Below are 22,500 nucleotides of genomic sequence, written 5' to 3'. Positions count from 1 at the left end.
GGGCGGGACGGGAAAGCGGTGTCATTCCTTGACGGCTCCCTCGCTGGCGTTCATGATGCGCCGCTGGAAGATGAAGAACATCACGGCGACGGGGATGGTCATGATGGCCGCCGCGGCGAGCTTGATCGGGAACTGGCTGCCCTGGCTCAGCTGTCCGCTGGCCAGGGAGGCGACGCCCTTGGTCAGCGTGGTGAGCTCGGGCGACTGCGAGGCGATGACGAAGTGGCTGAGCTCGTTCCACGACCCCTGGAACGACAGGATGACGATCGTGATGAGGGCCGGCCGCGCCATCGGCAGGACGACGGACCAGAACACCCGGAACGTCCCCGCACCGTCGACACGAGCCTGCTCCTCCACCGACGGCGGGACGGACTCGAAGAAGTTCTTCATGATGAACACGCCGGCCGCGTCGACGAGCAGCGGCAGGATCATGCCCGCGTAGGAGTCGTAGATGCCGAGCTGGTTGATGACGAGGAACTTGGGGATCAGCAGCACCACCGCCGGGACGGCCATGACGGCGACGAGCGCCGCGAAGATGACGCTCCTTCCGCGGAACCGCAGGCGCGCGAGCGCGTATCCGGCGAGCGAGGCGAAGAACACGCGTCCGATCGTGACGAACACCGTCACGATCGCGGAGTTCGCGAACCAGACGGGGAAGTCCGAGTTGAGGAACAGCCGCTCGTAGGCGGCGACCGAGAACGGCTGCGCCACGAGGGAGACCGGGTCCGCCGCCGCCGAGGCGTCCGTCTTGAAGGACGTCGCCACCTGCACGAGGAAGGGATAGATGTAGATGAGCGCGAGCACGCACAGCAGCGCGTACAGCGCGATCTGCCAGCGCAGCGTCTTGGCCGGCATCCGGTGCTTCCGGGGTGCGCGGCGGGGTCCGTCCACGACCTGCTCGGCCAGGACGGTGGTCTGCGGGGATGCCGTGGCGGTCATCGTGCGCCTCCGTTCGTGCTCCGGACCTCGTACTGCCGCGCGCGGCGACGCGAGACGGGGCGGTCGCGCAGCACCCAGCGCTGCAGGATCGTCAGGGCGACGATGATCACGAAGAGCACGAAGGCGATGGCGGCGCCCTGGCCCCACTGCTGGGAGAGGAACGCGGACGAGTAGCTGAGATAGGCGGGGGTGAGCGTGGTCTTGCCGGGTCCGCCCTGCGTGCCGGTGTAGATCTGGTCGAACACCTGCCAGGTGCCGATGAGGCCGAGCGTCAGCACGGTGAACAGCACCGGCTTCAGCTGCGGCAGGGTCACCCGCCAGAAGCGCTGCCACCCGTTGGCGCCGTCCATCATCGCGGCCTCCATCACGTCGCCGCCGATGTTCTGCAGCCCGGCGATGAAGAGCAGCATGAACGTCCCGGAGGTCGTGAAGACCGCCATGAGGACGAAGGCCGACATCGCGACGGAGGGGCCGGCGAGCCAGTCCCACCACGAGACGCCCAGGAAGGTGTTGCCGGTGAGGGCGGCCGGACCGGTGGTGACGCCGACGGCGCCCAGCAGGTTGTGGACGACCCCGGACGGGTCGTTGAACCAGTTCGGCCCGTTCACGCCCAGCCACGACAGCACCTCGTTGACCGCGCCGGACGTGGAGAAGAGGAACAGCCAGAGGACCGTGATGGCGACGGAGCTCGTGACCGAGGGGAAGTAGAAGGCCGTGCGGAAGAACCCGCGTCCGCGCAGCACCGCGCGGTTGACGAGGACGGCGAGGAAGAGCGAGAGGGCGGTCTGCAGGGGCACCACCAGCAGGACGTACCAGGCGTTGTTGCGCAGCGCCGTGCCGAAGTCGCGCTCGGCGAGACCCCCGCCGGTGGTGACGGCGGCGTAGTTGTCGAGGCCGACGAAGTTCACGTTCGAGGAGAAGGGGCTCCCGCGACCGGTCCAGTCCGAGAAGCTCACCCACAGCGCCATCAGAACGGGGACGAGCAGGAAGATCCCGAGGATGATCAGCACGGGGGCGGTGAACAGCCAGCCGGCGGCGGCCTCGCCGCGCCGGATCCCCGCAGAGGGGGAGCCGGCGCGACGGGGCGCGGAGGTGAGAGCGCTCATGATGGTCCGCTTACGGGACGATCGCCTCGAGGTTGGACTGCACGCCCGTCAGGATCGACTGCGGGTCGCCGCTGCGCAGCGACTCGATCTGCGCGTTGAAGTCCGTGATCACGTCGGCGGCGCCGGCGAGGTTCGGCGGGAACTGCGCGTAGTCGGCGCCGGCGAGGAACGCCGACAGGTCGGGGTTGGCCTCGGTCCACGCGTCGGCGGCGGACTGGATGGACGGCATCGGGCCGAACGCCTCCGAGAACGCCAGCTGCTGGTCGGTGCCGGTCAGGTACTCGACGAGGGCGCGCGCGTCGTCCTGGTTCGCGCTGTCCGCGGCCAGGCCCCAGCAGTTGGTGAACTGCAGCGTGCCCTTGCCGCCGGGACCCTCGGGGAGCTCGGCGACGACGTAGTTCACGTCGGGGTAGTCGGCGGTCAGGGCGCCGGTGATCCAGTTGCCCTCGATGGTCATGGCCGCCGCCTGGGTGCCGAAGGCCTCGCCGCCCCAGCCCGCGCCGATGTCGGCGGCGAAGGCGAAGCTGCCGTTCTCGAGGTTGGTCTTGACGTACTGCAGGGCCTCCACGTTCTCGGCGCTGTCGGCCGTGGCCGCGCCGTCGGTGAGGAGGCCGCCGCCGGCCTGCGCCATGAACACGCCCAGGCGCTGGTACTCGGCGCCGAAGGCGAGGCCGACCTGGCCGTCGGTGGTGAGGCGCTGGGCGACGGATGCCAGCTCGTCCCAGGTCGTCGGGATGTCGGCATCCGTGAGTCCGGCCGCCGCCCACAGGTCGCTGTTGATGATGAGCGCCAGCGTGGAGAAGTCCTTCGGGGCGCAGTAAAAGGAGCCGTCGACGGTGAAGTTCTCGACGAGGGACGGGTAGAAGTCGTCCTTGTTGGCGAGGTCGTCGCCGTACGGGGCGATGAAGCCGTTCTCGGCGTAGCCGGCGAGGGCCTCGGGGGCGAGGTAGAACAGGTCCGGCGGCGAGCCGGCTGCGAAGCCCTGCGACAGCTGCTGCGGGAGGTCGTTGGCGACCTGGACCTGCGCGTCGACGCCGGACTCTTCGCTCCACGCGGCGACGGCCTCCTCGACCGCCTGCGTCTCGGCGTCGCCGGAGGAGCCGATCAGGACGCTGAGGGAGCCGCTGCCGCTCGCCTCGCCGCTGCCGGAGTCGTCGAAGCCCGACCCGCACGCGGTGAGGGTGAGGGCGCCGGTGGCCAGAAGCGCGCCGGCTCCGAGCCAGGTGCGCGCGATGTGCCGTGTCATGTGTCTCTCTCCTTCGATGAGGCATGCACCCCTCCGTGTGACGTCGGAGGGTCGCTGTTTGAACGTTCAAATAGCGATACGGTGAGAGTACGAACACCGAGCCCCGGATGTCAAGGCGGTGCCGCCGCCTACAATGACCGTCGACCCGAGGGAGGACGCGCATGGTCAAGGCCCCCACCGTCGACGACGTCGCCCGGGTCGCCGGCGTCTCCCGGCAGACGGTGTCCAACGTCGTCAACAGCCCCGACATCGTGCGGGAGGCCACGCGGATGCGCGTGGAGCAGGCCATCGCCGACCTCGGATACCGTCCCCACGCCGCCGCGCGCCGGCTCCGCACGCGCCGCAGCTCGACCATCGGCATCCACCTCGACCCCTACGCCGGCGGGATCTCCGGCGTCGTGCTCGACCGGTTCGTGCACGCCCTCACCGAGCGCGCCGGCGACCGCGACATGCGGGTCGTGCTCTACGCCGCCCGCACCCCCGAGGAGGAGATCGCCCGCCTCGGCGACCTGCTCGAGGGAGGGGAGGTGGATGCCGTCGTCGTCACGGGCACGTTCCACGGCGACCCCCGCACGGGCTGGCTCACGCAGCGGGGTCTGCCGTTCGTCTCGTTCGGGCGACCGTGGGGCGAGGACGACGTCGAGGCTCCCGCGCACCTGTGGGTCGACGTGGACGGTGCGGCGGGCACCCGCGCGGCGACGCGCCACGTGCTCGGGCTCGGATCCGGACGCGTGGCCTTCCTCGGCTGGCCGGCCGGCTCGGGCACCGGCGACGAGCGCGAGCGCGGCTGGCGCGAGGCGATCGCGGACGCCGGAGCGGCCGGGGTGCGGTGGACCATCGAGGAGAACGTCGCCGCCGCGCGCGACGTCGTCGCGGCCGGGCTCGCCCGCGACGCGGACGTCGACGCGATCGTCTGCGCGAGCGACTCCCTCGCCATCGGCGCGCACCTCGCCGTGTCGCTCGCCGGGCGGGAGGGACTGCCCATCGTGGGCTTCGACAACACGCCGGCGGTCGAGGCGCTCGGGATCTCGAGCGTGGAGCAGTTGCCCGAGCGGGTGGCATCCGGAGCCCTCGATCTGCTGATGGGCGAGAACGGGACGGTCGTCGCCCCGCGCGCCGCGACCGCGGGCGCCGCCCACGTCCTGGTCGAGCCGCGCCTCGTCGTGCGCTGACGGGACGGGGCCTCAGGCGGGGCGGCCGATGCGGCGCGACAGCTCGGCGGCCGAGGCCGTCGCGGCGGCGGCGAAACGCTCCGGGTCGGCGCGCACGACATCCGCCGGCCACGTCACCGCGATCGCGGCGGCCGGCCACCCCGCGTGGTCCCGCACGGCCGCGGCGACGGAGCGGAAGCCGGGGGTGACCTCCCCGTCCTCGACCGCGTACCCGGTCGCGCGGACCTCGCGCAGCAGATCGCGGAGGGCCCGCGGGCTCGCGGGCCCGCGACCGTGACGTTGCGTGAAGGCCGTGGCATCCGGGAACGACGCCCGCACCTGCTCCCGCGGGAGGGCCGCCAGCATCGCCACCCCCGTGGCGGTCAGGTGGGCGGGGAGTCGGACGCCCACGTCGGTCACCAGTGCGGGACGCCGGGGCGCGCGCTCCTCGACGATGTACAGCACGTCGCGCCCGGCCAGCACGGCGAGGTGCGCGGACTCCCCGACGCGGTCCGACAGGGCGGCGACCAGCGGACGTCCCAGCCGCGCGAGGGGCTGCTGACGCGCGTACCCGCCGCCGAGCTCGAACGCCGCGGTGCCCAGTCCCCAGCGGCGATCGCCCGGCAGGTGCACGACGTACCCGTGCTGTTCCAGCGTCGCGAGCAGGTGATACGTGCTGGACCGGGGGATCCCCAGCGCGGACGCGATCGTCTGCGCCGCGACGGGTCCCGGCTGCCGCGCGAGCAGCGAGAGGATCCGCAGCGTCTGATCGGCGGCGGGCACCTGGGGGCGCGGACTGTCTGGCATGACAGACACAGGATGCCAGAACACTGCGGTTCCGCGCCCGCGCACGCGGTGGAATCGGGGTATGAACAGCAGCGTCACCGTCGGAGCATCCCCCCTCACCCCGCGCGAGGTCGTCGCCGTCGCGAGAGAGGACGCGACGGTGCGGATGGATGCCACGGCCCTCCGCCGCGTCGCCGATACCCGCGCGCTGATCGAGGGGCTCGCCGACGACCCGCAGCCCCACTACGGCATCTCGACCGGCTTCGGCGCGCTGGCGACGACGTTCATCGCGGAGGACCGGCGGGCGCAGCTGCAGGCGAGTCTCATCCGCTCGCACGCCGCCGGCACCGGCGGGGAGGTCGAGCGCGAGGTCGTCCGCGCGCTCATGCTGCTGCGTCTGCAGACGCTCGCCACCGGACGGACGGGCGTGCGGCCGGTGGTCGTGGAGACCTACGCCGCCCTGCTCAACGCCGGCATCACGCCCGTCGTGCGCGAGTACGGCTCGCTCGGGTGCTCGGGGGATCTCGCCCCGCTGTCGCACGTCGCGCTCGCGGTCATGGGGGAGGGCGAGGTCCGCGACCGGGACGGCGCGCTCACGACCGCCGCCGCCGCGCTCGCCGTGGCCGGGATCGCTCCCGTCGCCCTCCGCGAGAAGGAGGGACTGGCCCTCATCAACGGCACCGACGGCATGCTCGGCATGCTGCTGCTCGCCCTCCACGACCTGGAGGTGCTCCTCACCACCGCGGACGCCGCCGCGGCCCTGTCGATCGAGTCGCAGCTGGGCAGCGACGCCGTCCTCGCGGCTGATCTCATGGCTCTGCGGCCGCAGCACGGACAGGCGGCATCCGCGGCCAACCTCCGGGCGTTCCTCGCCGGCTCGCCGATCGTGGCGAGCCACCGCGGACCCGAGTGCACGCGCGTCCAGGACGCCTACTCGCTGCGCTGCACACCCCAGGTCCACGGCGCCGCCCGCGACACCGCCGCCCACGCCGCCCTCGTCGCCGGCCGCGAGCTCGTCTCCGCCGTCGACAACCCCGTCGTCACGGTCGACGGGCGGGTCGAGTCGAACGGCAACTTCCACGGCGCGCCGGTGGCGTACGTGCTCGACTTCCTCGCGATCGCCGTGGCGGACGTGGCATCCATGTCCGAGAGGCGGACGGACCGCGCGCTGGACGTCGCCCGCAGCAACGGCCTGCCGCCGTTCCTCGCCGACGAGGTGGGCGTGGACAGCGGCCTCATGATCGCGCAGTATGCCGCCGCCGGCATCGTCTCAGAGCTGAAGCGTCTGGCCGCGCCCGCGTCCGTCGACTCCATCCCGTCCAGCGCCATGCAGGAGGACCACGTGTCGATGGGCTGGGGCGCCGCCCGCAAGCTGCGCCGGGCTCTGGACGGGCTCGCGCGCGTGCTGGCGATCGAGGTGATGACGGGATGCCGCGCCCTCGACCTGCGCGCCCCGCTCGCGCCCGCGCCGGTCACGGGAGCCGTGCGGGCGCTCGTCCGCACGCGGGTGGCCGGTCCCGGTCCCGACCGGTTCGTCTCTCCCGAGATCGAGGCGGTCGCGGAGCTCGTGGCCTCCGGCGCCGTCGCCCGCGCCGCCGTGGATGCGACCGCCGTGGACGCGACCGCCGCGGACCGGGAGGGAGCCGCTACGGCGTGATCAGCTCGAACTCGTCGGGCGGGGTGGCATCCACGTCGTCCCAGTCCCCGTCGTGCCACGTGAAGATCGCGACGGCGCACGTCACCATGCGCTCGTCGCGGTCGGCCAGCCGCGAGACGAGCGCGCTCATGCCGGGGTCGTGGGCGACCACCATCACCTCGGCGGCCCCCGTCGCCCGCGCGGCGTCGAGGATGGTGTCCGGGGCGGCGAGGTAGAGCTGCTCCTGGGTGACCACCTCGGTGTCGAAGGCGTCGGCGAACGCCGCGGCGGTCTGCTGCGCCCGGAGCGCCGAGCTGGCCAGCAGCACCTCCGGACGGACGCCCTTGCGCAGCACCGTCCGCGCGATCTCCGGTGCGTCCCGACGTCCGCGGTCGTTCAGCGGACGGTCGTGGTCGTCGAGGCCGTCGTCGGCCCAGTCGGACTTCGCGTGTCTGGCGAGCACCAGTTGGATCATCGTCGTCTCCCCGCAGGACCGGTTCGTCGGTGACGGACGACGCCGGGCGCACGGTGCGTGCGTCCGTCCCGGTGTCGGCCGTGGAATCGTCCCCACGATAGCGGCGCTGAGAAAAGGCGACGTCGAGGTGGCGCTCGACGGCTGTTCTCTGCCATAAGCGTCCTGTTCCGCGCCACCGGGAGCCTGTCGCGGACGATCGGCTCGTGTGCCGGGCGTCAGGCCGTGCCGACGTAAGCCCACGCGCGGGTGCCGCCGGCCAGCTGCACCGAGATACGGCGGTAGAGGGCGAGCTCGTACTCGTCCACGGCGTCCAGCTCCGCGATGGTGAGCGGGAGGACGGTGCCGAAGACGCGGTCGCGCGCGTCGCCGGTCGGGCGGATCACGGGCCGGGCGGGGGATGCGGAGGTCGGGTCCGCGGCATCCATCCACTCCAGCCGGAACCCGGGCAGGGCGTCCGGCTCGCCCGCGACGCGGCGCCCCAGGATGTCGAGTTGCACCTCCGGCCGCTGCAGCCCGCCGTAGGCGAAGACCGGCTCGGTCGCCGCCGCGGCGCTCATCCGAACACCAGGTGGGCCACGGTGAAGATGACGAGCCCGGCCAGCGCTCCCACGATGGTGCCGTTCAGGCGGATGTACTGCAGGTCGCGGCCGACCATGAGCTCGATCTTCTCCGTCGTCTCCTCCGCGTCCCAGCGCTCGACCGTGTCGGTGATGATCGAGGCGATGTCGTGGCGGTAGCGGCCGACGAGGAAGACGGCGGCGTCGGTGATCCAGCCGTCCACCCGCTTCTGGAGGGTCTCGTCGCGGCCGAGCCGCACGCCGATCTCCGCCAGGGCGGAGGAGGCGCGACGGCGGAGCGAGCTGTTCGGATCGGCCAGCGCCGTGAGGAGGCCGGCCTTGGCCGTGTTCCACGCCTCGGCGGCGAGCCGGCGCACCCGCGGGCTGTCGAACACCGCGGCCTTGGCCTCCTCGAGGCGCATCATCGTCCCCGGGTCGTGCTGCAGGTTGTCCGCGAGCCGCGCGAGGTAGCCGTCGATGGTGTCGCGGGCCGGGTGGCCGGGATCGGCGCGGACGGCGTCGACGAAGCCGACCGCCTCGCGGTACACCGTGTCATCCACCAGACGCAGGGCGAGACCCGGCACCCACGATGGCAGGCGGCGGGAGACCAGGCCCTGGAACTGCTCGCGGTTGTTCCCGAGCCAGGTCGCGATGTTGTCGAGCGCGAGGTCGACGGCGCCGTGGTGGGCCCCCGACTCGACGACCCGCTCGAGCCAGCCGCCGACGGACGGACCCCAGTCGGGCGAGAGCAGGTGCTCCCGCGCGAGGTCCTCGATGAGGCCCTGCACGTCGTCGTCGCTCAGCGCGCGCAGGATGCTGGAGGCGACCGTCGCCCCCTCGGCTGCGACGCGGTCGGCGTGCGCGGGCTGGGCGAGCCACGCGCCGGCCCGTGCCGAGAGGGGCGTGGACTCCAGCTTCGTGCGGACGACGTCGCCCTCGAGGAAGTTCGTCTCGACGAACTCGCCCAGCTGGGCTCCGATCTCGTCCTTCCGGCGGGGGATGATCGCCGTGTGCGGGATCGGCAGGCCGAGCGGATGCCGGAACAGCGCGGTCACCGCGAACCAGTCGGCGAGGGCCCCGACCATGCCGCCCTCGGCGGCGGCCCGGACGTACTGCAGCCACTCGACCTCGTTCTGGAAGGCGAAGGCGACGACGAAGACGACCGCCATTCCGATGAGGGCGCCCAGGGCGACGCCCTTCATGGTGCGGAGCGCGCGACGGCGTTCCTGGTCGGCGGGGCTCAGCAGGGCCGTGGGCGTCCGGGCCATCAGGCGACCGGTCCGAGCCACGCCGAGGCCGCCGTCGAATGGGCGGACTCGGGGTCGGACGGGTGGAACATCCCCGCGAGGACGTCGCGGTACAGGCGGCTGATCTCGCTGCCCGCGAAGTACGACGAGCCGCCGCCGACGAGGACCGCCTCGTCGACGACCTGCTTCGCCATCGTGACGGCGCGGTGCTTGACCCCCGCCACCAGCGAGAACCAGCGGCCACCGTGGTCGACGAGGCCGTCGACGTCGCCGGCGAGAACGGCCAGCTGCGGGGGGAGCGCGTCGTAGGCGAGGGCCATCTCGGCCACGCGCCAGCGGATGTCGGGGTCGTTCGCATACGTCGTGCCGGTCTTCTTCGACGTGCGCGTGGTGGCGGCGGTCACCGCGAGGTCGATCGCGCGGCGGGCGATGCCGGTGTAGACCGACGCCAGCAGGATCTCGAACACGGCGAAGATCCCGAACACGAGCGGGTCGGGCTGCGGCCCGGGCGGGAGTCGCCGCACCACCCGGTGGGCGGGGGCATGCGCTCCCCGCAGCTCGGTCGTGCGGCTCTGCGTGCCGCGCATGCCGAGGGTGTCCCAGTCGTCGCGGGCGACGACGTCGTCCCCGCGGTCGAGGAACGCGAACACCATCTGCGGTCCGTCCGGCGAGGTCGCGTCGAGTCCATGCACGCCGAGGTGGTCCCACACGGGGGAGAGGGAGGTGAAGATCTTCGTGCCGGTGAACCGGTATCCGCCCGCGCCGTCGGGGGCCGCGTCGGTGTCGCTGCCGAAGAGGACGAGGTCGTTCCCCGCCTCGCTGATGCCGAAGGCGAACACCTCGCCGCGCGCGGCGCCCTCCTGCACGAAGGCGAGGTCGTCGATGCCGCGGTCCCGCAGCACCTTCGCGACGCCGGTCCACACGAGGTGCATGTTCAGGGCGAGGGCGGTGGCCGGCGCGGCCCCCGCCAGCCGCTGCTGCAGCTGCGACGCTTCGGCGAGGGTCAGGCCGGCGCCGCCGCGGTCCGCGGGGACCAGGATGCCGAGGTACCCCGCCGCCCGCAGGTCGTCGAGATCGTCGGTGGGGAAGGTGTTCTCGCGGTCATGCACCGCGGCGCGCTCCCGGATGCGCGCGATGAGCTCGTCGGGCAGGAACTGCGCGGGATCGAACGGAGCGGTCATGGCATCCATTCTGTCCGCGGCCGCGGACATCGGGGCCGCGCGCTCCGGCGGGTCCGGATGTGTCGGGACGGCGATGCCGGCCGGGTCGGGCGGGGAGGGATGCCGTGGATTCGGACGAGTGCGCCGGAATCGGAGCGTCTGCCGTGTGGCATCCGATTCTGCGGCCTCGGTCCGATTCCGCGACGCGCGTTGCGGGCGGGGAGGGATGCCGCGACGGGCGGGGTCAGCGCAGGGCGTCGAGCAGCGCGGCGACGGTCTCGTCCGGCTTGTCGCGGTGCGGCGAGTGTCCCGCGCCCTCGACGACCGACATCGAGACGAGCGGGTTGCGCAGCACCTCCTGGGCGAGGGCGCCGGTGAAGATCGAATGCACCGCCGGGTCGGCGCCGATCACGTGCGTCGGCACGGTCAGTGTGGATGCCGCCGCGCGCGCGTCCCACTCGGAGTTCTGGTCGGTGGTCCGCTCGACCGCCCACCGGCTCGCGCGCAGCGTTGCGCGGGCCTTGAGCTCGACGTCGAGGGGATGCCAATGCGGGTGGGCCGCGCGGACCGCCTCCTGCCGCGGGTCGTCGAAGGCCTGCTCCAGTCCGACGCGCACGATGTCGCGGTCTTGCGCACCGATGTGGATGGCGGGATCGACGAGGACGAGGCGTCGCGTCCACGTGGGGTCCGCGGCGGCGGCCAGGGTCGCGGCCGCGCCGCCCAGCGAATGGCCGAGGACGGCGTCCCAGCCCACCCCCCGGTCGGGCCGCGCGGCGGCGAGGTCGGCGCCGTAGGCGGCGAGCGTGTAGTCGAGCGCCCGCGGGGCGTCGCCGTGCCCGCGCAGGTCGACAGCCACCGCGTGCCAGCCGGCGTCGGCCAGCGCGGTGCCGAAGCGCCACATGAGGGCGCCGTCCGAGCCGAGGCCGTGAGCGAGGAGGATCTGCGGGCCATCGGCGTCGCCCCAGCTGAGGCGGGGCAGGGTCACGGGAGCGGGCATCCCCTCATGCTAGATCCGCCGCCGGGCGCCGCTGGTCCGCGCCGTCTCGCCGAGAAACGCGCGCTGCACCGAGGAACGCCGGGTGACGGCGTTTCTCGATGCAGACCGCGTTCCTCGAACGAGGGGAGCGCTCCGCGGCGGCCCGCCGCGGACGAACCGCAGCGAGAATGGCTGCATGATCTCGACCGAGATGGCCCTGGCCCTGCGCGCGGCCGGACTGGTGTGGCATCCACGCTCCGGCGACCGGTTCCAGCTCGACGAGCCCGAGTTCGACGCCGACGTCTTCACCGTCAGCGAGATGACCGTCGAGCCGCGCGACTACCCGACGGGCCGCATCCTCGCGTTCAACGGGACGACCGAGTGGGCGCTGGACTCCGTCGCGACCGAGGACGCGCTGTGGCTGCCGTCCGAGGCGCAACTCCGCGAGCTGCTCCGCACGTCTTTCCGCGCGCTGCGCCGCCTCGCCGACACGCACGAGGTCGAGATCGCCGTCGGGGGAGCGACCCTCGTGTTCGAGCACCCGGAGCCGGCGGACGCCTACGCCCTGGCCGTGCTCGAGCTGCTCCGACGCATCCAGTGACCGGATGCCGCCCGGCGGCGGTCCCGCCTCGCGGTCGCTGCCGCGTCAGGTGATGGTGTGCACCGGCTCCGTGTCCGGGATGGGGCTGGCGTCGCGGTGGCGGAGGTCGGGGAACCCGCGGACGAAGACGGCCGACACGACCAGTCCGGCCGCGGCGAACGCCGCGGCGGCGATGTAGGCCCCCTGCGGGCCGATGCCGTCGATGAGCAGGCCCGCGATCGCCGAGCCGGCGGCCGCGCCGATCAGCTGGCCGGTGCCGATCCAGCCGTAGGCCTCGGCCGTCTCGCTGAAGCGGACGCTCGCCGAGGTCATCGCGAACATCACCGCGAGCGCGGGGGCGATGCCGGCGCCCGCGACGAGGAGGGTCGCGCCGAGCCACCAGGCGTTCAGCGACACGATCGTCAGGGACAGACCGAGGGCGACGATCGCGAACCGGCGGGCCATCGCCCACGGACCGATCGGGATGTGGCCGAACGACAGACCGCCGGCGAGGCTGCCGACCGCGAACACCGCGAGGATGAGTCCCGCCTCCAGGCCGCCGTGGTCGAACGTCGCGACGACGCCGGCCTCGACCGCCGCGCACGCGCCGATGAGGAGGAAGCCGGTCGCGGTGGCCAGGACGACCGGCGGCTTGGCCAGCACCGTGCCCAGCGCGCGACGGCTGCGGGGGATGCGGACCCGGCCGACCTCGGGGCTGAGGATGAACCACGCGCCGCCGCCGAGGAGGATCGCCACGACCAGCAGCAGTCCGGGGACGGTGCCCACCTGCGTGGCCACCAGGGTGATGAGCACCGGGGCGAGGACCCAGATGATCTCCTGCAGGGAGGCGTCCAGGGAGTAGAGGGGGGTGAGCTGCTTCGAGTTGACCATCTTGGGGTAGATGGTGCGGACCGCGGACTGGATCGGCGGCGTCGACAGCCCGGCCAGCAGACCGAGCGCCATGTAGAGGGGGAGGGCCATCTCGATGAGGGCGAGCGTCGCGATCGCGGCGGCGCACACGAGCAGCGTCGTGGTGAGCACGCGCCGCATGCCCCACACGCCCATCCAGCGGCTGGTGACGGGACCCGCGATGGCCTGCCCGATGCTCGTCGCCGCGAGGACAAGGCCCGCCGCGCCGTAAGAGCCGGTGACGTGCTCGATGTGCAGCAGCACCGCGAGGCTCGTCATGCCGTTGGGGAACCGCGCCGTCAACTGCGCGGCGATGATGCGCCCCACCCCGGGGGTGCGGAGGAGTTCGCGGTAGCCGGCCACCTGGCAACGGTACAGCCCGCCGCCGACACGCGTGGGCCGTGCCGGGGGCGCGCGCGGGCGCGGGTCCGGGCGTCGAGATCACGCGATCCCGCCGAGATCACACGCTCCGGTCGACCGGAGCGCGTGATGTCGCGCCGAACGTGTGATCTCGGCGACGCGCCGACGGCCGATGCGACACGCCGACGACACGCCGGCGCGCCGTTTCCACACCCTGTGCGATGTCGGAGCCCCCTCGTACCGTGCGACCTGTGGACGGAGGCGTCACCAGGGGTCGGGAACCGCGGAAACGCGGGCCTTCCGACGGCCGGGAAGGGAGGTCGAGCTGTGGATGAAATCGTGGACAACCTGTGTTGTACATGGGGATGGTCGTGCGAAAACCACACTCGTGTAACTACTACCCCTTGTGGTGCCATCGGATGTCCGCACCCATATGTAGTATTGAGGTCCCGGCGGGCCGAGCCCACCGGACGACAGGATTCCCAGGGGAGAGAGAACCGAAATGGCGATCACGGTCTACACCAAGCCCTCGTGCGTGCAGTGCACGGCGACGTACCGCGCACTGGACTCGAAGGGCATCGAGTACGAGGTCCTCGACCTCTCCGAGGACCCCGCTGCGCTCGAGCAGGTCAAGTCCCTCGGCTACCTGCAGGCCCCCGTCGTCATCACCGACGAGGACCACTGGTCGGGCTTCCGTCCCGACAAGATCGACGAGCTGGCCTCGCGTCTGGCCTGACTCCCGGACGGCTCGGAGGGCGTCCCCGTGAGCATCGATCTCCAGAACGCCCCCGGCGGCGTCGCGATGTCCGACACCACGTCTCCGCTCCTCGTCTTCTTCTCGAGCGTGTCCGGCAACACGGCGCGTTTCATCGAGAAGCTGGGGAAGCGGGCGGTGCGCATCCCGCTCCTGCCCTCCGAGCCCGCCCTGGTCGTCGACGAGCCCTTCGTCCTCGTCACTCCGACGTACGGAGGGGGAGAGGGGCGCGGCGTCGAGAAGGGCGCGGTGCCCAAGCAGGTCATCCGCTTCCTCAACGAGGAGCGGAACCGACGCAACATCCGCGGGGTCATCTCCGCGGGCAACACGAACTTCGGCGATTCCTTCTGTCTCGCCGGCGACATCATCAGCCGCAAGTGCTCCGTGCCGCACTTGTACCGGCTGGAAGTTTTCGGCACGCCAGACGACGTCGAGCGCGTCACCGAGGGATTGGAACGATGGTGGAAGTTGAGCTGAGCGACGTGGACTTCAAGACCGAGGCGCGATTCGAGGGCATGGACTACCACGCCCTCAACGCGATGCTGAACCTGTACGACGCGGACGGCCGTATCCAGTTCGACGCGGACAAGCGCGCTGCCCGGGAGTACTTCCTGCAGCACGTCAACCAGAACACCGTCTTCTTCCACTCGCTGAAGGAGCGTCTCGACTACCTCGTGGAGAAGGAGTACTACGAGCCGACGGTGCTCGCGGAGTATTCGATGGAGTTCATCCAGGAGCTGAACGACCGCGCCTACGGCAAGAAGTTCCGCTTCGAGACCTTCCTCGGCGCGTTCAAGTACTACACGAGCTACACGCTCAAGACCTTCGACGGCAAGCGCTACCTCGAGCGCTTCGAGGACCGCGTCGTCATGACCGCGCTCGCCCTGGCCGACGGCGACCAGCGCCTCGCGGTGCAGCTGGTCGACGAGATCATCTCGGGGCGCTTCCAGCCCGCCACCCCCACGTTCCTCAACGCCGGCAAGGCGCAGCGCGGCGAGCTCGTGTCGTGCTTCCTTCTGCGCATCGAGGACAACATGGAGTCGATCGCCCGCGGCATCAACTCGGCTCTGCAGCTGTCCAAGCGCGGCGGCGGCGTCGCCCTGCTGCTGTCGAACATCCGCGAGGCCGGTGCGCCGATCAAGCAGATCGAGAATCAGTCCAGCGGCATCATCCCCGTGATGAAGCTCCTCGAAGACAGCTTCAGCTACGCCAACCAGCTCGGCGCGCGTCAGGGCGCGGGCGCGGTGTACCTCAACGCGCACCACCCCGACATCCTCCGCTTCCTCGACACCAAGCGCGAGAACGCGGACGAGAAGATCCGCATCAAGACGCTCTCGCTCGGTGTGGTCGTGCCCGACATCACGTTCGAGCTCGCCAAGAACGGCGAGGACATGTACCTCTTCTCGCCCTACGACGTCGAGCGCGTCTACGGCGTGCCGTTCGGCGACATCTCGGTCACCGAGAAGTACCGCGAGATGGTCGACGACCCGCGCATCAAGAAGACCAAGATCAACGCGCGCGAGTTCTTCCAGACGCTCGCCGAGATCCAGTTCGAGTCGGGCTACCCGTACATCATGTTCGAGGACACGGTGAACAAGGCCAACCCGATCAAGGGCCGGATCAACATGTCGAACCTGTGCTCGGAGATCCTCCAGGTCAACACCCCGACGACCTACAACGAGGACCTCTCGTACTCGGGCATCGGCAAGGACATCTCCTGCAACCTCGGGTCGATGAACATCGCGCTGGCGATGGACGGCCGCGACCTCGGCCAGACCGTCGAGACCGCCATCCGCGCCCTCACCGCGGTCAGCGACCAGAGCCACATCGCCTCGGTCCGCTCGATCGAGGACGGCAACGACCGCTCGCACGCGATCGGCCTGGGTCAGATGAACCTCCACGGCTACCTCGCCCGCGAGCACGTGCACTACGGGTCCGAAGAGGGCATCGACTTCACGAACATCTACTTCTACACGGTGCTGTTCCACGCGCTGCGGGCCTCCAACCGCATCGCCATCGAGCGCGGCACGTCCTTCGACGGCTTCGCGGACTCCACCTACGCGTCGGGGGCGTTCTTCGACAAGTACCTCGAGCAGGCGTGGGAGCCGCAGACCGCCAAGGTGAAGGAGCTGTTCGCCGGCATCCAGGTCCCCACCCAGGACGATTGGCGCGAGCTCAAGGCATCCATCCAGCAGCACGGCATCTACAACCAGAACCTGCAGGCGGTGCCGCCGACCGGCTCGATCTCGTACATCAACAACTCGACGAGCTCGATCCACCCGATCGCGTCGAAGATCGAGATCCGCAAGGAAGGCAAGCTCGGTCGCGTCTACTACCCGGCGCCGTTCATGACGAACGAGAACCTCGAGTACTACCAGGACGCGTACGAGATCGGCTACGAGAAGGTCATCGACACGTACGCCGCCGCCACCCAGCACGTGGACCAGGGCCTGTCGCTGACGCTGTTCTTCAAGGACACCGTCACGACCCGCGACATCAACAAGGCGCAGATCTACGCCTGGCGCAAGGGCATCAAGACCATCTACTACATCCGTCTGCGTCAGCTGGCGCTCGAGGGCACCGACATGACCGAGTGCGTCTCGTGCATGCTCTGACCCGCTGATCCCGACTTTCGATAGAGGACACCATGGCTGAGAAGCTGCAGCTCCTGAACCACGTGCAGGCGATCAACTGGAACCGCATCCAGGACGACAAGGACCTCGAGGTCTGGAACCGTCTCGTCAACAACTTCTGGCTCCCCGAGAAGGTGCCGCTGTCCAACGACATCCAGTCGTGGAACACGCTCACCCCCGACGAGCAGACGCTGACCATGCGCGTGTTCACGGGTCTCACCCTGCTCGACACGATCCAGGGCACCGTCGGCGCCGTCTCGCTGATCCCGGATGCGCTCACCCCGCACGAGGAGGCCGTCTACACGAACATCGCGTTCATGGAGTCGGTGCACGCGAAGAGCTACTCGTCGATCTTCTCGACGCTGTGCTCGACGAAGGAGATCGACGAGGCGTTCCGCTGGTCCACCGAGAACGAGTTCCTTCAGAAGAAGGCTCGCATCGTCATGGACTACTACCGCGGCGACGACCCCCTCAAGCGCAAGGTCGCCTCGACGCTGCTCGAGTCGTTCCTGTTCTACTCGGGCTTCTACCTGCCGATGCACTGGTCGAGCCGCGCCAAGCTCACCAACACGGCCGACCTCATCCGCCTCATCATCCGCGACGAGGCCGTGCACGGGTACTACATCGGCTACAAGTTCCAGCGCGGTCTGGAGCAGGTCGACGAGGCCCGCCGCCAGGACCTGAAGGACTACACCTTCTCGCTGCTGTACGAGCTCTACGACAACGAGGTGCACTACACCCAGAGCCTGTACGACTCGGTCGGCCTGAGCGAGGACGTCAAGAAGTTCCTCCACTACAACGCCAACAAGGCGCTGATGAACCTCGGCTACGAGGCGATGTTCCCGTCGTCGGTCACCGACGTGAACCCGGCGATCCTGTCGGCCCTGTCGCCGAACGCCGACGAGAACCACGACTTCTTCAGCGGGTCGGGCTCGTCGTACGTCATCGGCAAGGCCGAGGCCACGGAGGACGAGGACTGGGACTTCTGAACCCCTCGATCACCGTGCGGATCTGATCCGCGCAGCGACCACGAGCCCCCGTCGCACCGCCCCTGTCAGGGGGCGGGCGCCGGGGGCTCGTCCGCGTTCCGCCCACCTCCGCGAGCGGCGCCGGCGCCCCGCATCGCCGCGGTCACGAGCCGCTCCACGTCGAGGTCGTCGAGGGGCACCTTGAGCACGAGCAGCCGGTGGTAGCAGGCGCCCCACAGCTGGTCGATCATGATGTCGATGTCGGCGTCCGCCGGAAGCTCTCCCTGCGCCTGCGCGGAGCGGAGGCGCTCGCGGGCCAGCTCCCGGCGGGGGAGTCCGTAGACGCGCGACCAGGTCTCCCCGAGATCCCGGTCCGTCTGCGCCGCGCCGATCAGCTCCGACACCGGCCCGGCGGCGCCGCCGTGCGTGAGCAGTCCGAGGAAGGCCGTCATCTGCGCGACCAGGTCCGCGTGGAGGTCTCCGGTGTCGGGGAAGCTCAGCAGCGTCTCGCTTTCGCGGTAGTAGGCCTCGGCGGCCAGGGCGGCCGGAGACGGCCACCACTTGTAGAGCGTCGTCTTGCTCGCTCCGGCCGCGTGGGCGATCCGCTCGAACGTGACCGCCCGCATGCCCTCCGCGATGAGCAGTCGGGCGGCAGCAGCGAGCACCTCCGCACGGACCTCCTCCGCCGGACGGCGTCCGCGTCCGCGCCGGAGTGCCGGTGTCGCGCTCATCGCGCCTCCTCTTGTGGACGGTGCGTTCATTTGCGATGCTACCGTCGTAAGTGAACAGGTCATTCATATTCTACCGGAGGAGATCATCATGAGCAGCAGCGCGGATCGTGTCGCCATCGTCACCGGCGGCTCCGGCGGCATCGGGCGCGCGAGCGCCGAACGGCTCGCCGCGGACGGCATGGCGGTCGTCGTCCACTACGCCGGCAACAAGGACCGGGCCGACGAGACGGTCGCCCGGGTCATGGATGCCGGTGGTCGCGCCGTCGCCGTCGGAGCGGACATCGCCGACGAGGCGCAGATGGCGGTGGTCTTCGACATGGCCGAGGAGCGGTTCGGCGGGGTGGACGTGCTCGTGCACACGGCCGGCATCATGATGCTGTCGCCGCTCGTCGACCTGGACCTCGACACCTTCGACCGCGTGCAGCGGACCAACGTGCGCGGGACGTTCGTCGCCGACCAGCTCGCCGCGCGGCGAATGCGCGCCGGTGGAGCGATCATCAACTTCTCGACCTCGGTGACGCGGCTGCAGATCCCCGGATACGGCGCGTACGCCGCGTCCAAGGGCGCCGTGGAGGCCTTGACGCTCATCCTCGCCCGCGAGCTCCGCGGGCGCGACGTGACGGTCAACGCCGTCTCGCCCGGCCCCACGGCGACCCCGCTGTTCTTCGAGGGCAAGAGCCCGGAGCAGATCGAGGGGATCGCGGCATCCACTCCGATGGGACGACTCGGCACCCCCGACGACATCGCCGAGACGGTGTCGTTCCTCGCCGGTCCTGCGCGATGGGTCAACGGCCAGGTGCTCTACGTCAACGGGGGCGCCGCCTGACGCCGGCCCCGGCGGACCGCGCCCGCGCGGGGAGCGTCAGCGCGGATCGCGTCCCAGGACCTCGGCGAGCACGTGGCGGGCGAAATCCGCCTCGCCGGGGGTCACGTTGGTCAGCATGATGAGTCCCTTCCACAACGTCCACCCCGCGCCGCGCGCCCAAGTCGCGTCGTCGAACCCGAGGGTGCGGCGGAACGTCGTCCGGGCGTGTCCACGGAACCTCGTCCACAGGATCACCGTGTCGCACGCCGGGTCGCCGACGGCGGAGCAGCCGAAGTCGATGACGGCGGTGAGACGGTGGTCGTCGTCGACGAGCAGGTTGCCGATGGCGACGTCGCCGTGGACCCAGACCGGCGGTCCCGTGAACGTCGCGTCGACCGCCTCCCGCCAGATCCCGCGAGCACGGTCGCGGTCCGATCTGTCGAGGAGAGCCAGTCGCGGCAACACCTGATCCTCCCACTGCGCGACGTCGCCCCCGCGGAACGCGCTGTGCAGCCCGGGAGCCGGACCGCCGTCGGCGTCCACCCGGCGCAGAGCGGCGAGGAACGACGCCAGCCCGTCGGCCAGGGCCACGTCGTCGGTCATCCGGGCGGCATCCGGCCGATGCCCGTCGATCCACTCGTAGACCGACCACGGTGCCGGGAAGAGGGCGGTCGCGCGACCGCGGCCCGCGACGACGGGGATCCGCAGGGGGAGCAGGGGAGCGAGCCGCGGCAGCCACCGCTGCTCCTTCTCGACCTGGGGGACGTAATCCGCATCGGCGGGAAGACGCACGAGGTGGTCCCGGCCGAGACGGAACGTGCGGTGGTCGTTCCCGGACTCGGGCACGGCCACCACGGGGTCCCCGCCCCACCGCGGGAACTCGGCGCGCACGAGCGCCGTGACGAGCGTCGGGTCGATGGCATCCCGTGGGGGGAAGGTCGCGCTCATCGCGCCAGGCTAGCCCGCGCCCACCTTCGCAACGTCATCACCGCGTTCTGAGCGGGGACCAGGACGGCCCCTGAGACCGAGCTCAGGGGCCGTCGGGCGTCCGGCGCTCTCAGGCGCCCGGGGCCCCGCCCCCGGGACCGCCGGCCAGGCCGGTGGCCGCCTGCTGCTCGACGCTGTCGGCGTAGTCGTTGGACGGGTCCCGGTAGATGGTGTGGACGTGCCCCCAGCCGGAGGTGGTGACGCCGGACACGTCGGCCCCGGCCGAGCCCTGCTGGGCCTGGAAGGCGATGTACACGTTCGGCCCCGAGATGGAGAAGTTGATGCCGTCGCCCGTGGTCATGTCGTACACCGTCTCGCCGGACCACGCGATCACGGTCTCGTCCAGCGGGGCCTCGATCTTCGCCAGGGCGTCGGCGGTGGTCCGCTCGTCGGCCATTCCCGCCCAGTTGGCGATGAGCTCCAGCAGCAGCTGCTTCTGCTCGTCGGTGAGGTCCGCGCCGGTCAGGCCCGCGCCGGTCTCGAAGTCGCACGTGTCGCCCGGCGCGCACATCGACACGTCGCCCGAGGTGAGGGTCGCCTGCTGCTCGGCGGTGAGGCTGTCGAAGAACGCGAAGGCGTCGGTGTAGATGCCCTCGAACGGCTGCACCTCCGTGCCGGAGTCGTCGGTGAAGTCGGCCGGCTGGACCCCGAGGTGGGTGGGCGCGAAGGTGATGGCATCCGTCGACCCGTCCAGAGTGGCGTTGATGCCGAGGTGGTGTCCGCCGAACTGGACCTCCCAGGCCGACGTGTCGGAGGGGTCGCCGAAGAAGGCGATGTGGTACTGACCCAGCACGTCCGCGTCCGTGGAGCTGGAGTACTCCGACAGGTAGGCATCACCGGCCATGATGTCGCTGACGGTCTGGTAGGCCTCGTCGCTCAGCAGCGCCTGGAGGACGGTGAGGGCGGCGGTCTTCTGCTCGTCCGTCAGGTCCGCGAGATTCAGACCCGCGCGCTCGACGAAGGTGATGGGAAGTTCGACCACGAGGTGGTCTTCGTCTCGTCGTCGTAGTCGTACAGGACGGCCTCGCGCTGCTCGTCGCTGAGGGTCGCGAGGAACGCCTCCGCCGCGGCGGCGGTGTCGGTGATGGTCTGCGTCGTCGTCGTGGCCGAGGTGCCCGTGGACGCGGTGGTGCTCGTCGACGCTGACGCGGAGGTCGTCGTCGAGGTCGTGGCGGCCGTCGTCGGCGTGGTGGTGGAGGCGCCCACGGCGCAGCCGGTCAGGGCCACCGACATGAGCACGACGCCGGCGGCGAAGGTCGCGAGGGGTCTGGTCCGGGTCGGGCGGGCGACCGGCGCGTCGGGGGCGGTCGAGGAGCGACGAAGGCGGGAGAGCAGGTTCGTGGTGTGCATGCCCATCATGATGGGAAGGGCTCCCAAACCGGGCCCTCAGCGAACCTTGGACGTTCCTATGAGGGTGGCCGCCCGCCTCGCCCACCGAGGCGTGCCGGGTGGGGGGACTCGACGAGCGTCGCGCGGAGGCGCCGACAGGAGCGCGTGTGAGAATGCTTCTCATGCACGCCCCCCGCGTCCTCCGCACCGCCGCCGCCGCCGTCCTCGTCGCCGCGCTCGCCGCCCTCGCGGGATGCGCGGAGGGGACGGCCACCCCGTTGCCGGAGCCCTCGGCGCAGACCCCGTCGGCGGACGGCGGGTCGACCGTCCCCGGGGAGGACGTCGCCCGCGCGCTGGGCGAGGTGGAGGCCGCTCACGACGTCACCGTCGGTGTCGCTGTCGTGGACGCCGACGGCGAGATCCTGTCGTACCGGGGCGATGAGCGGTTCGGATACGCCTCCACCCTCAAGGCGTTCGCCGCCGCCGCTCTCCTCGCCGTGAAGACGCCGGCGGAGCGCGCCGAGACGGTGACCTGGACGCAGGCGGAGGTGGATGCCGCCGGCTACTCGCCCGTGACCTCGATGCACGTCGGCGACGGTCTCACCCGCGACGAGCTGGCCGAGGCCGCGGTCCGCGACAGCGACAACACCGCGATGAACCTCGTGATGTCGTCGGTCGGTGGGCCGGCGGGTGTCGAGGACTTCCTGCGGGGGATCGGCGACGAGACGACACGGGTGACGGCGTTCGAGCCGCAGCTGAACGACGTGCGCCCGGGGTCGGAGGAGAATACGACGACGCCGGACGCCGCGGCATCCGCCCTCCGGGAGATCCTGGCGGGAGAGGCGCTCGCCGCAGAGGAGGCGGCGACCTGGCTCGAGTGGATGAGCGGGAACGCGACGGGGGACACCCTCATCCGCAGCGCCGCGCCCTCGGGGTGGACGGTCGCCGACAAGTCCGGCGGGGCGGGCGGCATCCGCAACGATGTCGCCGTCGTCACCTCTCCCGACGGGCGCCGGGTCTTCCTCGCGGTCCTGACGAGGACGAACGACCCGGACGCCTCCTACGACGACGCGGCCGTCGCCGACGCGGCCCGCGTCGTCTTCGACGCGCTCTGACGGCAGGGTCGGTGGGTCGACCCGCGTATGGGAAGGTCGACCCAGGAGAC

At 71.1% G+C, this 22,500-nt stretch carries 23 protein-coding genes; 9 read left to right on the top strand and 14 right to left on the bottom strand.

Annotation, left to right across the window (positions count from 1 at the left end; all coding sequences use genetic code 11):
- Positions 1–21: 21 nt before the first annotated feature.
- The 3 genes from ACO03V_RS05825 to ACO03V_RS05815 form a co-directional block, all read right to left on the bottom strand.
- The gene (locus ACO03V_RS05825; RefSeq protein ID WP_423137127.1) at positions 22–855 is read right to left on the bottom strand and encodes a carbohydrate ABC transporter permease; all 834 of its coding nucleotides are present in this window, start codon (positions 853–855) and stop codon (positions 22–24) included.
- A gap of 80 nt (positions 856–935) precedes the next feature.
- Positions 936–2,045: a carbohydrate ABC transporter permease gene (locus tag ACO03V_RS05820; protein WP_423136935.1), complete on the bottom strand. Its 1,110-nt coding sequence runs from the start codon at positions 2,043–2,045 to the stop codon at positions 936–938.
- A gap of 10 nt (positions 2,046–2,055) precedes the next feature.
- Positions 2,056–3,291, bottom strand: a complete 1,236-nt coding sequence (locus tag ACO03V_RS05815; protein WP_367726275.1) for a sugar ABC transporter substrate-binding protein — start codon at positions 3,289–3,291, stop codon at positions 2,056–2,058.
- A gap of 161 nt (positions 3,292–3,452) precedes the next feature.
- Here ACO03V_RS05815 and ACO03V_RS05810 point away from each other — a divergent pair, with 161 nt between their 5' ends.
- The gene (locus ACO03V_RS05810) at positions 3,453–4,463 is read left to right on the top strand and encodes a LacI family DNA-binding transcriptional regulator (protein WP_367726276.1); all 1,011 of its coding nucleotides are present in this window, start codon (positions 3,453–3,455) and stop codon (positions 4,461–4,463) included.
- A 12-nt stretch (positions 4,464–4,475) separates the two neighbouring features.
- Here ACO03V_RS05810 and ACO03V_RS05805 read toward each other — a convergent pair whose 3' ends face one another.
- Entirely contained in the window at positions 4,476–5,249 is a 774-nt protein-coding gene (locus ACO03V_RS05805) for an IclR family transcriptional regulator (RefSeq protein WP_367726277.1), read from the bottom strand.
- A 61-nt stretch (positions 5,250–5,310) separates the two neighbouring features.
- Between ACO03V_RS05805 and hutH the strand changes: the two genes are divergently transcribed.
- On the top strand, positions 5,311–6,885 hold the full coding sequence (gene hutH / locus ACO03V_RS05800) for a histidine ammonia-lyase (RefSeq protein WP_423136934.1): 1,575 nt from the start codon (positions 5,311–5,313) through the stop codon (positions 6,883–6,885).
- Here hutH and ACO03V_RS05795 read toward each other — a convergent pair.
- The 5 genes from ACO03V_RS05795 to ACO03V_RS05775 all read right to left on the bottom strand — a co-directional run bounded on the left by ACO03V_RS05795 (position 6,875) and on the right by ACO03V_RS05775 (position 11,300).
- A complete protein-coding gene (locus tag ACO03V_RS05795) occupies positions 6,875–7,327 on the bottom strand; it encodes a SixA phosphatase family protein (RefSeq protein WP_423136933.1) in 453 nt (150 codons plus the stop codon). The two genes, hutH and ACO03V_RS05795, sit on opposite strands and share 11 nt — an antisense overlap.
- 227 nt (positions 7,328–7,554) lie before the next feature.
- Positions 7,555–7,896 carry a gamma-glutamylcyclotransferase family protein gene (locus ACO03V_RS05790; protein ID WP_423136932.1) on the bottom strand — a complete coding sequence of 114 codons (342 nt, stop codon included), beginning with the start codon at positions 7,894–7,896 and terminating at the stop codon, positions 7,555–7,557.
- Positions 7,893–9,164: a DUF445 domain-containing protein gene (locus tag ACO03V_RS05785; RefSeq protein ID WP_423136931.1), complete on the bottom strand. Its 1,272-nt coding sequence runs from the start codon at positions 9,162–9,164 to the stop codon at positions 7,893–7,895. The genes ACO03V_RS05790 and ACO03V_RS05785 overlap by 4 nt, the downstream gene beginning before the upstream one ends.
- Entirely contained in the window at positions 9,164–10,324 is a 1,161-nt protein-coding gene (locus ACO03V_RS05780) for an acyl-CoA dehydrogenase family protein (protein ID WP_423136930.1), read from the bottom strand. The genes ACO03V_RS05785 and ACO03V_RS05780 overlap by 1 nt, the downstream gene beginning before the upstream one ends.
- Positions 10,325–10,547: 223 nt before the next feature.
- Positions 10,548–11,300: an alpha/beta fold hydrolase gene (locus tag ACO03V_RS05775; RefSeq protein ID WP_423136929.1), complete on the bottom strand. Its 753-nt coding sequence runs from the start codon at positions 11,298–11,300 to the stop codon at positions 10,548–10,550.
- A gap of 175 nt (positions 11,301–11,475) precedes the next feature.
- On the opposite strand from ACO03V_RS05775, the gene ACO03V_RS05770 reads away from it, so the two are divergent.
- Positions 11,476–11,880 carry a pilus assembly protein CpaE gene (locus ACO03V_RS05770; RefSeq protein WP_367726284.1) on the top strand — a complete coding sequence of 135 codons (405 nt, stop codon included), beginning with the start codon at positions 11,476–11,478 and terminating at the stop codon, positions 11,878–11,880.
- Positions 11,881–11,925: 45 nt separating this feature from the next.
- On the opposite strand, the gene ACO03V_RS05765 is transcribed toward ACO03V_RS05770, so the two are convergent.
- The gene (locus tag ACO03V_RS05765) at positions 11,926–13,131 is read right to left on the bottom strand and encodes an MFS transporter (protein ID WP_367726285.1); all 1,206 of its coding nucleotides are present in this window, start codon (positions 13,129–13,131) and stop codon (positions 11,926–11,928) included.
- A gap of 499 nt (positions 13,132–13,630) precedes the next feature.
- Between ACO03V_RS05765 and nrdH the strand changes: the two genes are divergently transcribed.
- The 4 genes from nrdH (at position 13,631) to nrdF (ending at position 17,504) form a co-directional block, all read left to right on the top strand.
- A complete protein-coding gene (gene nrdH, locus ACO03V_RS05760) occupies positions 13,631–13,864 on the top strand; it encodes a glutaredoxin-like protein NrdH (protein ID WP_367726286.1) in 234 nt (77 codons plus the stop codon).
- A gap of 66 nt (positions 13,865–13,930) precedes the next feature.
- Entirely contained in the window at positions 13,931–14,359 is a 429-nt protein-coding gene (gene nrdI / locus ACO03V_RS05755) for a class Ib ribonucleoside-diphosphate reductase assembly flavoprotein NrdI (protein WP_367727528.1), read from the top strand.
- Positions 14,341–16,497, top strand: coding sequence for a class 1b ribonucleoside-diphosphate reductase subunit alpha (gene nrdE, locus ACO03V_RS05750; protein ID WP_423136928.1), 2,157 nt, complete (start codon positions 14,341–14,343; stop codon positions 16,495–16,497). The genes nrdI and nrdE overlap by 19 nt, the downstream gene beginning before the upstream one ends.
- Before the next feature lie 32 nt (positions 16,498–16,529).
- Positions 16,530–17,504: a class 1b ribonucleoside-diphosphate reductase subunit beta gene (gene nrdF / locus ACO03V_RS05745; RefSeq protein ID WP_367726288.1), complete on the top strand. Its 975-nt coding sequence runs from the start codon at positions 16,530–16,532 to the stop codon at positions 17,502–17,504.
- A 65-nt stretch (positions 17,505–17,569) separates the two neighbouring features.
- Here nrdF and ACO03V_RS05740 read toward each other — a convergent pair whose 3' ends face one another.
- Positions 17,570–18,214, bottom strand: a complete 645-nt coding sequence (locus ACO03V_RS05740) for a TetR/AcrR family transcriptional regulator C-terminal ligand-binding domain-containing protein (RefSeq protein WP_423136927.1) — start codon at positions 18,212–18,214, stop codon at positions 17,570–17,572.
- An 88-nt stretch (positions 18,215–18,302) separates the two neighbouring features.
- Here ACO03V_RS05740 and ACO03V_RS05735 point away from each other — a divergent pair, with 88 nt between their 5' ends.
- Complete coding sequence (locus ACO03V_RS05735; RefSeq protein ID WP_423136926.1) at positions 18,303–19,040, top strand: SDR family oxidoreductase; 738 nt, start codon at positions 18,303–18,305, stop codon at positions 19,038–19,040.
- 36 nt (positions 19,041–19,076) lie between these two features.
- Here ACO03V_RS05735 and ACO03V_RS05730 read toward each other — a convergent pair whose 3' ends face one another.
- The 3 genes from ACO03V_RS05730 to ACO03V_RS05720 form a co-directional block, all read right to left on the bottom strand.
- Positions 19,077–19,967: an aminoglycoside phosphotransferase family protein gene (locus tag ACO03V_RS05730; protein WP_423136925.1), complete on the bottom strand. Its 891-nt coding sequence runs from the start codon at positions 19,965–19,967 to the stop codon at positions 19,077–19,079.
- A 109-nt stretch (positions 19,968–20,076) separates the two neighbouring features.
- Complete coding sequence (locus ACO03V_RS05725) at positions 20,077–20,988, bottom strand: DUF3500 domain-containing protein (RefSeq protein ID WP_423136924.1); 912 nt, start codon at positions 20,986–20,988, stop codon at positions 20,077–20,079.
- Positions 20,946–21,356: a DUF3500 domain-containing protein gene (locus ACO03V_RS05720; RefSeq protein ID WP_423136923.1), complete on the bottom strand. Its 411-nt coding sequence runs from the start codon at positions 21,354–21,356 to the stop codon at positions 20,946–20,948. The genes ACO03V_RS05725 and ACO03V_RS05720 overlap by 43 nt, the downstream gene beginning before the upstream one ends.
- 161 nt (positions 21,357–21,517) lie before the next feature.
- Between ACO03V_RS05720 and bla the strand changes: the two genes are divergently transcribed.
- Positions 21,518–22,450, top strand: a complete 933-nt coding sequence (bla, locus tag ACO03V_RS05715) for a class A beta-lactamase (RefSeq protein WP_423136922.1) — start codon at positions 21,518–21,520, stop codon at positions 22,448–22,450.
- The last annotated feature ends 50 nt before the right edge of the window (positions 22,451–22,500 follow it).

Origin of the sequence: Microbacterium sp. HMH0099 (assembly GCF_049384025.1) — a bacterium.
In the GTDB taxonomy this organism is placed as follows: Bacteria; Actinomycetota; Actinomycetes; order Actinomycetales; family Microbacteriaceae; genus Microbacterium.
The sequence above is the reverse complement of the archived record's forward strand: the minus strand, read 5'-3'. Positions and strand labels throughout refer to the sequence as shown.